The organism is Barnesiella intestinihominis YIT 11860 (genome assembly GCF_000296465.1).
In the GTDB taxonomy this organism is placed as follows: domain Bacteria; phylum Bacteroidota; class Bacteroidia; order Bacteroidales; family Barnesiellaceae; genus Barnesiella; species Barnesiella intestinihominis.
This window is the reverse complement of the sequence record NZ_JH815204.1, coordinates 127512-142122: the sequence shown is the minus strand read 5'-3', so window position 1 is coordinate 142122 and position 14611 is coordinate 127512. Positions and strand designations below refer to the sequence as shown.

Annotated in this window: 13 protein-coding genes and 1 other RNA gene; 5 read left to right on the top strand and 9 right to left on the bottom strand. The window is 43.3% G+C overall.

The window, feature by feature from the left end; all coding sequences use genetic code 11:
* Positions 1-173 precede the first annotated feature (173 nt).
* Complete coding sequence (locus HMPREF9448_RS05320) at positions 174-1760, top strand: glycoside hydrolase family 31 protein (protein ID WP_008861571.1); 1587 nt, start codon at positions 174-176, stop codon at positions 1758-1760.
* 90 nt (positions 1761-1850) lie between these two features.
* On the opposite strand, the gene HMPREF9448_RS05315 is transcribed toward HMPREF9448_RS05320, so the two are convergent.
* The 6 genes from HMPREF9448_RS05315 to HMPREF9448_RS05295 form a co-directional block, all read right to left on the bottom strand.
* A complete protein-coding gene (locus HMPREF9448_RS05315) occupies positions 1851-2216 on the bottom strand; it encodes a hypothetical protein (RefSeq protein ID WP_008861570.1) in 366 nt (121 codons plus the stop codon).
* A 139-nt stretch (positions 2217-2355) separates the two neighbouring features.
* Positions 2356-2753, bottom strand: a transfer-messenger RNA (tmRNA) gene (gene ssrA / locus HMPREF9448_RS14385).
* 96 nt (positions 2754-2849) lie between these two features.
* Complete coding sequence (locus HMPREF9448_RS05310) at positions 2850-3218, bottom strand: MmcQ/YjbR family DNA-binding protein (protein ID WP_008861569.1); 369 nt, start codon at positions 3216-3218, stop codon at positions 2850-2852.
* 19 nt (positions 3219-3237) lie between these two features.
* Positions 3238-4359, bottom strand: coding sequence for a DNA polymerase III subunit (locus HMPREF9448_RS05305; protein WP_008861568.1), 1122 nt, complete (start codon positions 4357-4359; stop codon positions 3238-3240).
* A gap of 15 nt (positions 4360-4374) precedes the next feature.
* Complete coding sequence (gene metF, locus HMPREF9448_RS05300; RefSeq protein ID WP_008861567.1) at positions 4375-5331, bottom strand: methylenetetrahydrofolate reductase [NAD(P)H]; 957 nt, start codon at positions 5329-5331, stop codon at positions 4375-4377.
* A 660-nt stretch (positions 5332-5991) separates the two neighbouring features.
* Entirely contained in the window at positions 5992-6744 is a 753-nt protein-coding gene (locus HMPREF9448_RS05295; RefSeq protein ID WP_008861566.1) for a NigD1/NigD2 family lipoprotein, read from the bottom strand.
* Between the two features lie 161 nt (positions 6745-6905).
* Here HMPREF9448_RS05295 and HMPREF9448_RS05290 point away from each other — a divergent pair, with 161 nt between their 5' ends.
* The 3 genes from HMPREF9448_RS05290 to nhaC all read left to right on the top strand — a co-directional run bounded on the left by HMPREF9448_RS05290 (position 6906) and on the right by nhaC (position 10426).
* Positions 6906-7466, top strand: a complete 561-nt coding sequence (locus HMPREF9448_RS05290) for an RNA polymerase sigma factor (RefSeq protein WP_008861564.1) — start codon at positions 6906-6908, stop codon at positions 7464-7466.
* Complete coding sequence (locus HMPREF9448_RS14145; protein WP_008861563.1) at positions 7453-8724, top strand: porin family protein; 1272 nt, start codon at positions 7453-7455, stop codon at positions 8722-8724. The genes HMPREF9448_RS05290 and HMPREF9448_RS14145 overlap by 14 nt, the downstream gene beginning before the upstream one ends.
* A 217-nt stretch (positions 8725-8941) precedes the next feature.
* Positions 8942-10426 carry a Na+/H+ antiporter NhaC gene (gene nhaC, locus HMPREF9448_RS05280; RefSeq protein ID WP_040296071.1) on the top strand — a complete coding sequence of 495 codons (1485 nt, stop codon included), beginning with the start codon at positions 8942-8944 and terminating at the stop codon, positions 10424-10426.
* Between the two features lie 56 nt (positions 10427-10482).
* Here nhaC and HMPREF9448_RS05275 read toward each other — a convergent pair whose 3' ends face one another.
* The gene (locus tag HMPREF9448_RS05275) at positions 10483-10719 is read right to left on the bottom strand and encodes a putative signal transducing protein (protein WP_008861561.1); all 237 of its coding nucleotides are present in this window, start codon (positions 10717-10719) and stop codon (positions 10483-10485) included.
* Positions 10720-10876: 157 nt separating this feature from the next.
* Entirely contained in the window at positions 10877-11821 is a 945-nt protein-coding gene (locus HMPREF9448_RS05270; protein ID WP_008861560.1) for a tRNA-dihydrouridine synthase family protein, read from the bottom strand.
* Between the two features lie 140 nt (positions 11822-11961).
* Between HMPREF9448_RS05270 and HMPREF9448_RS05265 the strand changes: the two genes are divergently transcribed.
* Positions 11962-12312, top strand: coding sequence for a hypothetical protein (locus tag HMPREF9448_RS05265; RefSeq protein WP_040295994.1), 351 nt, complete (start codon positions 11962-11964; stop codon positions 12310-12312).
* Between the two features lie 543 nt (positions 12313-12855).
* Here HMPREF9448_RS05265 and HMPREF9448_RS05260 read toward each other — a convergent pair.
* Positions 12856-14526, bottom strand: coding sequence for a T9SS type A sorting domain-containing protein (locus HMPREF9448_RS05260; protein WP_008861559.1), 1671 nt, complete (start codon positions 14524-14526; stop codon positions 12856-12858).
* Positions 14527-14611: the final 85 nt, after the last annotated feature.

The following is a 14611-nucleotide window of genomic DNA, read 5'->3' as shown; positions in this document are numbered from 1 at the left end:
AACCAAAGAAATGAACAAAACAAAACTAAAAAGAATATTTCACGACTTCGCTTTATACCACGACATTATTCCTACCCATATCTCCCCTACCTCAAACATAAAGAGTAGAAATAAAGTCTTTTGCCGATTCATGAAAATTTTGTAGATTCGTGCACACATTAATATATTTTATCATGAAAAAAATATCATTACTCACTTTCCTTCTGGGTTCATTTTTTCTTCTACAAGCCCAACCATACACCAAACACATTGCACCCATCAATAATGAAAAATGGTGGGGCTGCTTCGTAGGAATAGGTAACGAAATGCCCTTTGCATCGAATACCCCCCTCTATGATTTGGCAAAAGTCAATTTTAATAACGAAACCTCTCCCCTGCTCCTATCTTCGCAAGGACGTTATGTATGGAATGACGAACCTTTCCGTTTCCGCTTGGTAAACGACACACTCGTTATCGAATCAGATCATGAATCCCCACAAGTGACAACCGCTGGGAAAAACCTTCGTGATGCCTATCTTCATGCCTCAAAAACACATTTCCCGGCAAACGGAAAAACTCCGCCAGCACTCTTTTTTAAAGAACCACAATACAATACATGGATAGAACTCATGTATAATCAAAATCAAGAAGACATTCTGAACTACGCTCATAACATCATCGAAAACGGATTCCCCAAAGGAATCTTGATGATCGATGACAACTGGCAACGCTATTATGGGAACTTCGAATTTAAAGCAGAAAAATTCCCCGATGCCCGTGCCATGACAGACGAATTGCACCGGCTCGGATTCAAAGTCATGCTTTGGATTTCACCCTTTGTATCGGCCGATTCTCCCGAGTTCAGAGATTTGGCAGACAAAGGATTTCTCCTGAAAAACAAAAATGGAACACCTGCCGTTGTAAATTGGTGGAACGGATATAGTGCATGCTACGACATGACCAATCCGGCAGCTGTCGAATCACTAAAACAAACCCTAAACGAATGTATGGGAAAATACGGGATCGACGGGTTCAAATTCGACGCAGGCGATATAGCCATCTTGGCTAACGGAGAGTACGACTACTACGACAAGAATGCCGACCAAAACATTTTCTCCCAACGATGGGCCGAACTGGGACTTTCCTACCCTTTCAATGAATTTCGAGCCGCTTGGAAAACCGGAGGCCTGCCATTAGTGCAACGCATAGGAGACAAAGACTATTCGTGGTATGCCGTATCCATGCTTATACCCAACATGGCAATTTGCGGTATGCTCGGTTATCCCTATGCCTGTCCCGATATGATCGGAGGTGGGCAATTTTCCTCTTTTCTCGATATTAAAGAAGACGAATTTAACCAAGAACTCATTGTACGATCATGCCAAGTCCATGCCCTCATGCCCATGATGCAATTTTCAGTTGCCCCGTGGCGAATCCTCAATCGTGAGAATATGGAAATCTGTGCACGATACGCACAGCTACATCACACGATGGGCGACTACATTTATGAATGTGCCCGTCATGCTGCCGAGACCGGAGAGCCTATCTTGCGCCACATGGAATACAGTTTTCCACATAGCGGATTCACCGAATGCAAAGATCAGTTCATGCTCGGTGACAAATATATGATAGCCCCCATGATTACCGAAGGCACTCATCGTACCGTTAATCTTCCCAAAGGCACATGGCGCGACGATCAAGGAAAAACATTCAAGGGTCCGAAAAAAATAGAGATAGATGTCCCCCTCGATCGTCTCCCCTATTATGAACGAGTGAAATAAGAATTGGGATAATGTAAAAAAGAATCCATATACATATATGGATTCTTTTTTTATAGTAAACTTATCGGCTATCCACTACAATAACTAACCTCAATGCTTTTTTCTTTGAACTTCGAAATTCGATGAATATATGGCTTTTACCGTCAACTGTGGCCGAACGACCTCTTTACACCGAGAACACAAATACAAATAGGTATCCTCCTCCAATTTATATCTCCACCCCTCCCCATAAGAACTTCCACAGACAACACAGAAGAAACGCTCTTCAATCCTCCTACCTCTTTTTCCATAAAGTAAAGTCCTGACTTTTTGAGGTGTTTTTCTTTTAAAGACTCGTTGCGCCTCTCGATTTATACGACAGTTTTTCTCAAACATATTGGCAAAAGACACTACGGCTTTTTGTACTCCCGAAAGATGTGGGTGCACCTGTTTCTTGTTTGCTTTTTTACCAGCCATCGCTCTTTTATTTTTCACAATATTAAGATACAATCAAACAATACCATTTCAGAATCTTATGAAAAAAGATATTAAAAGTAAAACAGATAGTGCCACTTTTAATACCACTAATCAGCAACTTATTGAAAAACAATATATATCGTGGAGCTGGAGGGATTCGAACCCTCGTCCAAACGAGGAACTAATGAGCTTTCTACATGCTTATCTTCGCTTTGATTGTCGGGTACAGACAAGACCGAAGCCACCAATCTGCACCTTAGTTTCTAAATTTTCATCATCAGCTCGAAACTGGCCTCTGACTATTTCCGATATTATTGCACCACCGTTTCGGAACGCTTCGGAACAACAGCAACCGGGTGATGTCTTGTCTCCACAACTGTTGCGGAGATTAAGCTAATCTACTGTACTTCGATTAAGCAGCAAGAGCGTAGTTATTTTCGCCAGTTAAATTTTTGTTGTCTGATATTATAGAGCGGGGCAACAACGCTCTGCATGCTTACCCACCACTTCTACCCGCTGTCAAAACCGGTCAGCCCCAGTGGTAGTTTCCCGGTGTTTTCTATCCGGGACGGCAAAGATAATATTTTTTCAATAGAAAAAGACCTGTTTTTTCAAAAAAATAGACATATCTCTCTATAATAGTCTTTCCCGCTCCTTACGATTCAAACGCTTGACAACCATATCATAAGATTTCTTCACTAACTTCCTGACCATCTCGTCCGAAACATCTCGATTAAAGTAAACGCTAATCCAATGTCTTTTATTCATATGCCACCCCGGCTTTACTCCCACATAACAAGCCTGCAATTCGCCCGATTCCACCGGGTCGCATTTAATACAACAAAAATCGAACACTTCGACATTCACAAAACAAAACCATTTATCGCCCACATAGAAACACAAAACATCACGGCTATATCGGTCGGCAACATTCACGAAAGGCATCTTCTCTTCCACACCCTTCAACGAAAGACAATATTCCCTAAATTCTTCTACATTCATTTCACATCTCGACTCCTCATCAGCTTTTCAACAGCATAATAAGTTTTATAGATAGATCGAAAAGAACAATCTTGGCATTAGCATTCTGCCCGACATCATTTTCGGCATCGCTCAAATGTTTCATGATAGCCTGTACATTACGTTCATGAATAAACGGAGCGAAACGCGAAGAAAATTGAGCCTCTTCCCGATTCATATAGGTTAATGCAGGAACATGCAAATTATAGATGTAATTCTCACGTATCATTCGTTGGGCATAGGAAAGAAATCGGCGCAAACGCTCGCGCCCCAAATCGGCCACTTCTTCGCTCCATATCTTCAAGTCCTTTATTTTCCGAGCATAGGCCAAACGCATGACCTGTACAAAATAATCGAAAAACAACTTATTCTCCTCATTCAATTGAAGAGCCTCACAAGCCTTCAAATAATTACCCTCTGCGACATGGGCCACCGAAATAGCATCCTGCTCCGTTATCCCATACCGGCGTTGCAACGCCTCGGCTATAACCGACGTGGACAAAGAGCGAATCTCGATAAGCTGTGAACGCGAACGTATAGTCCCCAGCACTCTATCGGGATTATTGCTGACTAACAAAAACACACTACCGGGAAAAGGCTCTTCCAGCAATTTCAGCAATTTATTGGAGCAAGTGTCGTTCATGCGTTCCGGCAGCCATATAATCATTATTTTATACGGAGATTCATAACTCTTTAAAGACATCTTCCGCAAAATACTTTCACTCTCTTCTCCATAAATTACGGCCTGCTTGTTATCGGCATTAATATACCTCAACCATGAATCGATCCCGAAATAGGTATTCTCCTTCAAAAACTCAGTCCATTCGGGCAAATAATCGTCACATATCCGCTTCTTCTTATCCACTTTGACCATCGGGAATACAAAATGCAAATCCGGGTGAGTCAAAGCCGTATGTTGCCGGCAAGACGGACATACACCGCAAGCATCCCCATTCTGACGATTCGTGCAATGTATATACCGGGCATAAGCCATAGCCATAGCAAATTTACCGACACCCTCCGGTCCACAAAGCAACTGGGCATGAGCCACATGATCATTGTCAACCGAACGTAAAAGTCTTCGCTTTACCTCCTCCTGTCCGATAACGTCTTTAAAAAACATCGCGCGATCCCTCCGTTAATAAACCGACTTCGCCACTTGATAAACACTATCGACCGCCATAAGCGAATAATAGTGAATACTGGGTACTCCCTTCGCTTTCAATTCGAGCGATTGAGCTGTACACCAATCTATCCCTACCTGCTTAACCTGCGAATCGTCTTTACACTTAACAATCTCCCGAACCAGCATATCGGGTATATCTACGTGAAATACACGAGGTAACAATGTCAATTGCGAAGCCTTCGAGATAGGTTTCAATCCCGGGACAATGGGTACGGTAATCCCTGCTGCCCGACAACGGTCTACAAACGAGAAAAACTTTTCGTTATCGAAAAACATCTGGGTAACTATATAGTCGGCTCCTGCATCCACCTTTGCCTTCAACCATTTCATATCCTCGTCGGGATTAGGAGATTCGTCATGTTTCTCGGGATAACCCGCCACTCCGTATGAAAATTGCCTTGTACTGACCAAATCCATTCGAGTGCCATCTATGAAATAACCCTCATTAAAACGATTCACCTGCTGCTCCAATTCAATAGCATGTTCATATCCACCGGAAGCAGCGATAAATCGATTCTCATGCTTAGCCTTATCACCTCTCAAAATAAGCAAATCGCATATCCCCAAAAAATTCAAATCTATTAAAGCATATTCTGTTTCGAGAGCTGTAAAGCCACTGCATATGAGATGAGGAACAGTGGGTATCTGATATTTATTTTTTATAGCTGCCGCTACCGCTACTGTACCGGGACGACTACGTTCCGAGACCCGGCGAAACAACCCATCGGGGGTATCCTTATAAACCAATTCACTGCGATGTGTGGTTATATTAATATATAACGGCGCAAATTCCCGTAGCGTGTCTATCGCTTTAAAAGATTTCTCGATACTGCTACCCTTTAATGGAGGCAATATTTCAAATGAAAATCCTGTACTCCCGCTATTCTTTATCAAATCGGCAACCTTCATTTATTTTTCATTTAATCGGGTATTAATCTAATACCTATTTTAATTCTTACCACTCGTACAACAATAGACAAAGATAGTGAAAGGTGAGCGCAGAGGCAAACGGGGATCTCATTTCCGAATTAGCTATGTCGAACCACATCCTATCTTCGTTATGACAAAGATAATGTAAACCAAGTGCAGAAACAAATTTATTTGGATATACCGAATACAGTCCATCTTTAACAAACTCGTCCGATACCACAAACGAAAAATGTGAAAAGGATAAAACAAACAAATCCTTTTCCCCTTTTTGAATTATTTCTATCTCATTCTAATATAAGGAAATATCCGGGAACAGCGAATATTTGTTTACAGTCTCGCCAAAATGTTAAAGACCGTATACATTTACGACCAAATCGATTTACATTAGTTAAAACAAATTAAATCCAAGAAAATTATTGTCTAAATATTATGTTTGAGAACATATTTACCCCTATATTTGCAATGTGTTTTTCATGGTATTAGATTTAAGGTTAACAAAGATTGGTTGTCGTGAGACAATCAATTTTTTTTTGTACCTATCCAAAAAACTTATAAGCCCTTATTTCACAATAAAAAACCGGAAGCAAAATATCCATTCTGCTCCCGGCAATCAACACCTATTTACTTAACTATCAATTTCTATCGGACATAAGTAGAAACACTCTTCTCCTGAGTTCCAGAAATTGCATCCTCTCCTGAATCCTCCTTCTCGAAATCACAAGTACGAACTTCCGTTCCATAAGGACTACGCACTTTTATTTTCAACCCTTTCAAATCGGGATTTTCCAGTTTCAAATCATCCAATCTAAACGAAGCCACCCCCCATAAAATATGGTCTATCTCAGGATCATTCAAACGATTATGACGCAACTCCAACTGTAAATAACCGTCTCCATCGGGATTAGGAGATAAAGAATAATTCCTAACCAAATTAATCATGTGTTTCTCGCGACCAAGACCTCGCATTTCAAACTGAACCGTCAGATACTTATCGCTCGTCCACATATCCAACACATTCACAGGATCGTTACCGATACTATCGGTCGTTTCAGGAGTGATGGGAATAACATTCTTAACCAACACAGAATCTATATCATTGATAAGAATATAATAATCATATCCCTCCCGCTGTCCTTCGAGAAAAGAGAAGTTCACGATTACCCGTTTTCCATCTTTCAACAAATAATTAGGCAAACGACTGCCATTCGACGGGAAAAGTGTTTGCTTACTATCCAACTGGATATATGGCTCACTCCCGTCTTTTACGACCATATCGCCCACCGCATAGGAAAACGGAACGTATCCGCCATCGTCATCATCGTCACAAGACGACAGCCCGCACAATGTCACAACACCTAATAATCCTACCAATAAAAACTTTTTCATTTTCATATTCGTCTGTTTTTTAATTTATCCACTTTTATGAGGTAAACGTAAACCATTCAAAAATACTGCACCGAATTTTGTTAAAGAGTTAAAAACAATTTTTCTATCACCTATCATGCAGTATTTTTACATCGTTACATTTAATAAATAACAGGAATCATCAAAAAATGAACGAAGCAGAGCTGGTAGAGTGTTGCAAGCGGAAAGATATGACGGCACAGAACGAGCTGTATCAACGCTATGCCGGTGAAATGTTCGCACTTTGTATCCGTTACTCCGGGAACAGAGATTTCGCCAAAGATCTTTTACATGACGGGTTCCTTAAAGCCTTTACCTCTTTGGATAAATTTTTCTACCGAGGCGAAGGCTCATTAAAAGCATGGTTGAGCCGTATTATGGTAAATACAGCATTAGAAGCGATTCGCAAGCAAACACAACATATCGAGCTCGACATCGAAACCGCTCCCGAAATAGCCGACCCGGAAAATGAAGACGACGACAAAATCGTAAAAAACATACCTCAGGAAACGCTTCTTCGATTCATTTCGGAATTGCCGGACGGATACCGCACGGTATTCAATCTGTTCACATTCGAGAACAAATCACATAAAGAAATTGCAAACCTGCTTCATATAAACGAAAAAAGCTCCTCATCACAATTACATCGGGCACGAACGATATTGATGAATCGAGTTAAACAATATTGGGCACAATATGAAAACGGATAAAACTAAAAATTGGACAGACAGCTGGAAAGAGCAGCTCGATGAATATTCGGTTACTCCTCCGCCAGAAGTTTGGGAAGAACTTTCCAAAGAGCTCGCTCCACGTCGTATCCCCCTTCGGAAAAGAACCATTTGGTGGGCAGCCGCTTGTATTACACTTTTGTTATGTACTTTTATCGGGTTACAATTCCTCCGTCCGACTACCGACTTAAATAATCTCCCGCTTCAAACAAAAATATCCGGCTCGGAGCAAATGGAAGTATCTCGAATGCAAAATACTGTACCCTCGATAAAACAGGAACCACTCGATATAATAGCCCAATCTTATAAACCGATACGAGCACCGCAAACACCCGACCGTACCGATGTGGAAAACCATACGCCATCTCAAATAAACGAATCGCGACACATCGAACAACGGGAATCTTCCGAACCGGAAAAATCAACTCCGGAGAAAAAACGAGACAACGCACAGACTAGCTTGTTTCCATCGAGAAACGAGAATACCAACACGACAACCATACATACGCATACACAAACCAAACCTAAAAGCACTTGGTCTTTGGGCGTATCTCTGGGGAATAACCTAATCGCGTCAGCCGACAATCGAAATGGATTCAGCAATTTAGCCCCTTATGCCTCTGCCGAAATGGCAAGTCTCCCTTCCGAAAAAAATCTTTCGAACTCCGAAGGGCCGGTAACAACACCCTACCAACATATCATGCTGCAAAATATCAATAGCCAACCCAAAACAGACATTAAACACCACTTTCCCGTATCGGTTGGAATTACAGTCCAGAAAGAACTGAACAATCGACTGGCATTAGAAACGGGACTTGTATATACCTATCTTTCGTCCAACTTGACTGCCGGAGGAGCTGCATACTATACACAAAACCAGCAACTACACTATTTGGGAATACCGTTAAAACTAAACTGGAATTTCTTAAAAAAGCGCTATTTCAATCTCTACCTATCGGGAGGCGGAATGTTGGAAAAATGTGTTCACGGAGAACTCTCCGCACAATACGAAATGAACAATCGTCCGCCGTTTTCCAACGACGAGACTCTGCATATAAACCAATTGCAGTGGTCCGTATCGGCATCGGCCGGAATCTCTTTCAAACTGGCGTCGCATATAAGCCTCTATGCCGAGCCCGGTATCGTCTATTACTTCGACGATGGATCGGACATTTCGACTATTCGTAAAGAAAAACCCTTTAACATCAATCTGCAAGCCGGACTTCGATTCAATTTCTGAATTTCCGCTCGATTTTTACACTTCTCTCCAAACAAAGCATTCCAATCTACATACCGTCGAAAAAGTAGAATACCGACAATCCTCTTTTTTATTCAAAAATGAATAAATATTTATACATACAATAATTACTGTTTATTTATTCAAAAATAGAAGAAAATAAAGGTAATATATATGCATTATGATTACCTTTGCAAGCTCGAATAAAAAGAAAAATAATATGGACGAAAAAAGCAAAATACCCACTCCCGTTATTTCACTGATTCCATTGTTCGTTCTTGTCGCACTGTTGGCTATGGTTATCCCTATCTTCGGTGGAGATGCCCTTTTAGGAGGAAGCCAAGTATCGCTTCTGATCGCTTCGTCCGTATGTGTAGGCATAGCCATGATAAAATACAATTATAAATGGAGTTCTCTCGAAGAAGGCATGGCTAAAAACATAAAGAAAGTGACACCGGCCATCATCATCTTACTACTCATCGGAGCCATTTCCGGCACATGGATGCTCAGTGGCGTAGTTCCCACGCTCATATACTACGGGTTACACACGCTCACACCTCAGATATTCTTGGCATCTTGCTGTCTCATCTGCGCCATCGTTTCCGTCATTACCGGGAGCTCTTGGACAACCATCGCCACCATCGGCGTCGCCTTGCTCGGGATAGGAAAGGCACAAGGATTCGAAGCTGGGTGGATTGCCGGCGCTATCATTTCGGGGGCTTATTTCGGTGATAAAATCTCTCCGCTCTCCGATACGACGGTGCTCGCTTCGTCCACCACCGGAACGAAACTTTTCACTCACATACGCTATATGCTCGTCACGACAGTACCCTCGATAATCATTACGCTGATAATTTTTACGATTGCCGGATTCTTAAAGGGAAATGTCGCTCACGAACAAACAGCCCTGTTTGCCGATACATTAGCGCAAAAATTCAATTTATCGCCCTGGCTTCTCCTCGTTCCTGTCATTACAGGAATCCTTATACTCATAAAACTTCCCACCATTATCACACTGTTTATATCCTCGGTCATTGCAGGAATATGCATACTCATCTTCCAACCTCATATTCTCCTGCAAATCGCACAAGGTGAAACCCTAGACTTCACTACCGGATTCAAAGCCTTGATGACTTCCGTATTCGGTAGCACCTCTTTATCGACCGGACAACCCGAAATCGATGCGCTCGTCGCCACCCGGGGAATGCGAGGCATGATGGATACCATTTGGCTCATTATATGCGCCATGTGTTTCGGTGGTGTCATGTCGGCAAGCGGTATGATCCGTAGCATTACCGACGTTTTCGTCCGTTTCGTCCGTAAACCGAAAAGTGCCGTATGCTCCACTGTCGCCTCCGGACTTTTTTTCAACACTTGTACGGCCGACCAATACCTGTCCATCATACTGACCGGAAACCTCTTCAAAGAACTATATAAGAATAGGGGATTGGAAAGCCGGCTCCTCAGCCGCACCGTGGAAGATTCGGTCACTGTAACATCGGTATTGATTCCGTGGAACTCTTGCGGAATGACACAAGCGACCGTTCTCGGAGTAAGCACCCTCACTTATCTGCCTTATTGCTTTTTCAATCTGCTAAGCCCGCTAATGTCTATCATTATCGCCTTTACCGGATTCAAAATTAAACAAACCTTTTCGTCCGAACTATCCGGGAATAATTCGAAACCGATAAAACAAGCGGCATAAAAGCTGTTTCGATTTTTATGGGTATTGAAAAAACGAAACAGGTTACTCAGACCCTGCTACTTTTCCGATTCAGGAAGTTGTGTCGTACTTAAAATAGTATCGGCCTTCTCCACGTCTTCGGCAAAGACATTCAACCTGATGGCCCCCACCTCCGAATTTGTCAAAGGCAAGACGCTCGAAAATATCTCGTTGGACAAAAAACATGGAACTCCGTTTGTCTCCAATACATCTTTTACGATATTCGCTTCGACCGGAGAATCGAATGTACGATATAATACGATCTCTTTTTCCATAGGGCTCCAATTTTTAGTGACTTTTGTCAAAGATGGTGAAAGGTGAGCGCAGAGACAAACGGAAATTTCATTTCCGATCTGGCTATGCCGAACCGCATCCCATCTTAGACTTGTTTCAAAGATAACAATTTTTCTGTAAAATAGGTCGAAGGCAGTTTTAATTTTTTCCCTCCAACGAAGAAAAGAGCAAGTTTACGGCCTCTGTATAATCTTTTACATTCCGGGACTTCGATAAACGCTTTCTCAATCGCTTCTCCATATCTGGTAAAAGATACTCCCAAAACGACATCATACGAGTCAACAACTGATGTTCTCCTTGCAATAGAGTTTCATAATCGGTAAAAACACGCTCGTGCAACGAAGCCACCCTGCGATAAGAGTTCTCTCTCGAAAAATTTTCATTTCCATATTCCTCTGCCAGCCACGGTTTCGCCAATAATCCTCTGCCGACCATAAGCCCCGACAGCCGGGGAAACTCCCGCTCCACGGCAACCATCTCCTCTACCGTGGTCAAGTCCCCGTTATAAACCAACGGAATAGGACAAGCATCGTAAAACCGACCGAAAGATTCCATATCCACACAACCCTTGTACTGCTGTTTCCCCAGTCGGGCATGAAGCGTGATTTGCCGCAAAGGCAAACTTTCAAACAGAGGTAATAGCCTCAATGCCTCCGAAGGCTCCTCCCACCCCAATCTCATCTTCACCGAAAATTCCAAAGAGTCATACGATTCCAAAGGCCGCAACAATCGCTCTACCTCGTCAGGGAACGGCAATATACCCGACCCCTTATGACGATAAGCCAATATCGGGAAAGGACACCCTAAATTTATATCGACCCGAGTATAGCCAAGAGAAGCCATACAATCCACAATACGTCTCAGTTCATCGGACTCCGAGGCTATCGCCTGCGGAACGACCGGCACACCCCGGTTGTTTTCAAAGTCTATATCTCGTAAATCCTTCCGTCGGAAATCTCCCTTCTCGATTCTCACAAAAGGGGTATAATAAGCGGCGATGCCACCGAATAAAGCGGCATGTGCCTTACGATAAACCACATCGGTATAACCTTGCAATGGAGCGAAATACACAGGTAATGACATATGGCGAAAATAATACAAATTGGATACAAAAACAAATTCAACGAGCTGCCGAGTAAAAATACCACTTTTACCCCTCTTTCTCTGTGTCTCTCATAAAATCGGAGTAAGGGGCGAAAGCGGAATACATCTCAACCTCCCCCATGTCCTGTGGCATTACAGGGCATTCACCCCCTCCTCACCCTGCCGTGTCCCGCAGCATGGCGGGGTGGCGCAAAGCGATAGGGGGGAGTGCCCGCAGGTCGAGGGGGGTTAGAATACAAGCAAATGCACAAACCCCGATCCGCCTTTATCGGGCGGTGAAGACGCAAGGGAGACGGAGGAAAAAGGGCGAGGACCGTCCGAGCGGAGCGAGTTCCGCAGACCCCGACGGCGACCGTGGCGACGAGCCTAATAGCCCGATAACTGCCGGAGCTTCTGAGTTCGTTCTTCTCGCTGCTGAGAAGAATGAACAAGCACAAACGAGTTTTTTCAACCCCTCCGTCACTACGTGACACCTCCCCTATATTTTGCTTCGCAAAACACAGAGGAGGAGGTTGATAGTAAACTATCCTCTCCAAAAACCGGACAAGTTCAACCTAACCGGAAGTGTTTCACCTCATAGTTAACCTCTCTCCTCAGGAACTTCGTTCTTTCTAACTCTCCCCTATTGCTAATACAACAGGGGAGAAGGTTAAATACTTCTTATCTTACCGGCAAAATCACATAATAAAAGGGTGGCGCAAAACTCCGTCTCTGCCGTGCCCCGCAGCATTGCGGGGTGGCACGAAGCAAAATATAGGAGAGACGGTACGTAGTAACGGAGAAGCCGAAACAACAATAGAACAAAGATGTCTCACTCCTCCTCTGTGTTTTGCAACACAAAATATAGGGGAGGTGGCCGAAGGACGGAGGGGTTAAAACCTGCAATCAAAAAACTCTTATGTAATCTTCTCAACCCCTCCGTCAAAAAAATGGGAGTGCCATAGTTGCACTCCCCTTCCCTATTTACAAGTTTATCGAATAAAAAATTCTACTATCGACCGAGAAATCGGCTCTTACTTCCGAATCAGTTTATGGCAAGAGCTGTCGCCGTCTTTCTCCAACTTCAAGATATAGACACCCGAAGCAAGTCCCGACAAACGAATTTCGGTCTCACCCGTTCCGGCGACTTTCGAGAACACACAAGCTCCCGTCATGTTGAACACGCGAACCGATGTACCTGCGGCAACACCGCTCACCACGCAACTTTCTGCAAACGGGTTAGGATAAATTCTCACCCGGTCGGCCTGTTCTTCTTCCACGCCCGAAACATAATTGGTCTTTACGGAGATCGTCACATCTTGACGCATGGTATGGAAATACACGCCTTCCTCGAACAAAGCGGTTATATCCTCTTCGTTCAACATGACGGAAACCAATTCGTAGCCGTCTTCGAGTACCGGTTCGGAAATCATCAGCATGGTTCCGTTCTTGATGTTCCCATCGGCCGGGACATCGGCCAAATCTCCACCGACATACACTTGTACATCTATGCTGCCACCCTCGATTTCATCGATAGTCAGTTTGAACATTTTATCGATTTCTTTGGCTTTTACAACAAGCATCACATCTTCTTTCATCGTCAGCGAATAGATACCATCTTTAAACTGATCCTTAATATCCGATCCGTTCAGCGACACATAAACCAATTCGTATCCTTCATCAAGTACCGGTTCATAAATTTTCAAGGTCGCATTTTCCGGTACTCTGCCACCGGCCGACACATCGGTCACTACCCCCTCATCTTCGAATTCCGCTTTTATCGTACCTCCCACGAAATCCTTAACCGTCAATCCATACGTTTTTTTTCGGATCGTCACGGTAACGTTCACATCGCCTTTCACCACATGGTTATACGTTCCTGAGAAAAACTGCTCCGTTATATCTGTCCCGTTCATCAATACGGAACCTACTTCATACCCTTCTTCGACTGTCGGCCACCACAAGATAAGCGTTTGCCCATCCAAAATCTTACCGTCCGACGGTACATCGCTCAAATCTCCTTTATCAGAAATAGCCACCCGCATACTACCATGCTCGAACGGTTCCACCGTCAGACGATAGGCTTTCTGGAAGGCCGCCGTAATTGAAGTGTTTTTCTTCAATACGAACTTATACTCATTGTTCGCAAGTTGGTCGGTTACATTTTCATCGTTCACGACGAGAGAAAGCAAATCGCATCCGCTGTCCGGAATAACTTTCACCGTTATCTCCACATTCCCGTTCACACAAGTTCCCGTCGTCAACGGTTCTTCCGAACCCGCCGCATAAAGTTCTATGCGCCCGTTCAAGGAATAAGAGAAATCTACTTGGTAAAGAAGACCGAATTCCGCAGAAATCACAATATCCCCTTCGCCTTCGGGTATAACATACGTATATCCCGATCCCGATTTTTCGATCTCTTCCCCGTTCACCCGTACGGCAACCAACGGCAATTTGGTCGGATTATCAGAATAAGCATCGATGATAAGCGTAGTACCCACGTCTACTTGCTGCCCCGACTGCACATAATTCGGGAAAAAAGAACCCGCAGGCCTATAAGCCACCTCCAAATGAGTACCGGGCTCTGCCGGAGCCTCGATAATCACTTTACGACTCGCCGCATTCAACTGCGCATCCTGTGCGCTCAAACTACAAAACAAAAAACAAAACAGTGTAGATAAAAAAATCGAATAACTCTTTTTCATGATATATTAATATTAAAAATAATCGCAAAAAAATAAATTTTCTACCGATTAAAAATTTGTTAAAAGGACCGAACCCTAAATGATA

What these genes read in the sequence shown, in the direction of transcription:
- metF (WP_008861567.1), bottom strand. Translation starts at nt 5,331, where the DNA reads ATGAAGGTTGCCGATTTGATAAAGAATAGCGGGAGTACAGGATTTTCA.
- HMPREF9448_RS05290 (WP_008861564.1), top strand. Translation starts at nt 6,906, where the DNA reads ATGAACGAAGCAGAGCTGGTAGAGTGTTGCAAGCGGAAAGATATGACG.
- HMPREF9448_RS05275 (WP_008861561.1), bottom strand. Translation starts at nt 10,719, where the DNA reads ATGGAAAAAGAGATCGTATTATATCGTACATTCGATTCTCCGGTCGAA.
- HMPREF9448_RS05315 (WP_008861570.1), bottom strand. Translation starts at nt 2,216, where the DNA reads ATGGCTGGTAAAAAAGCAAACAAGAAACAGGTGCACCCACATCTTTCG.
- HMPREF9448_RS14145 (WP_008861563.1), top strand. Translation starts at nt 7,453, where the DNA reads ATGAAAACGGATAAAACTAAAAATTGGACAGACAGCTGGAAAGAGCAG.
- HMPREF9448_RS05310 (WP_008861569.1), bottom strand. Translation starts at nt 3,218, where the DNA reads ATGAATGTAGAAGAATTTAGGGAATATTGTCTTTCGTTGAAGGGTGTG.
- HMPREF9448_RS05320 (WP_008861571.1), top strand. Translation starts at nt 174, where the DNA reads ATGAAAAAAATATCATTACTCACTTTCCTTCTGGGTTCATTTTTTCTT.
- HMPREF9448_RS05265 (WP_040295994.1), top strand. Translation starts at nt 11,962, where the DNA reads ATGTCCTGTGGCATTACAGGGCATTCACCCCCTCCTCACCCTGCCGTG.
- HMPREF9448_RS05270 (WP_008861560.1), bottom strand. Translation starts at nt 11,821, where the DNA reads ATGTCATTACCTGTGTATTTCGCTCCATTGCAAGGTTATACCGATGTG.
- HMPREF9448_RS05295 (WP_008861566.1), bottom strand. Translation starts at nt 6,744, where the DNA reads ATGAAAATGAAAAAGTTTTTATTGGTAGGATTATTAGGTGTTGTGACA.
- nhaC (WP_040296071.1), top strand. Translation starts at nt 8,942, where the DNA reads ATGGACGAAAAAAGCAAAATACCCACTCCCGTTATTTCACTGATTCCA.
- HMPREF9448_RS05260 (WP_008861559.1), bottom strand. Translation starts at nt 14,526, where the DNA reads ATGAAAAAGAGTTATTCGATTTTTTTATCTACACTGTTTTGTTTTTTG.
- HMPREF9448_RS05305 (WP_008861568.1), bottom strand. Translation starts at nt 4,359, where the DNA reads ATGTTTTTTAAAGACGTTATCGGACAGGAGGAGGTAAAGCGAAGACTT.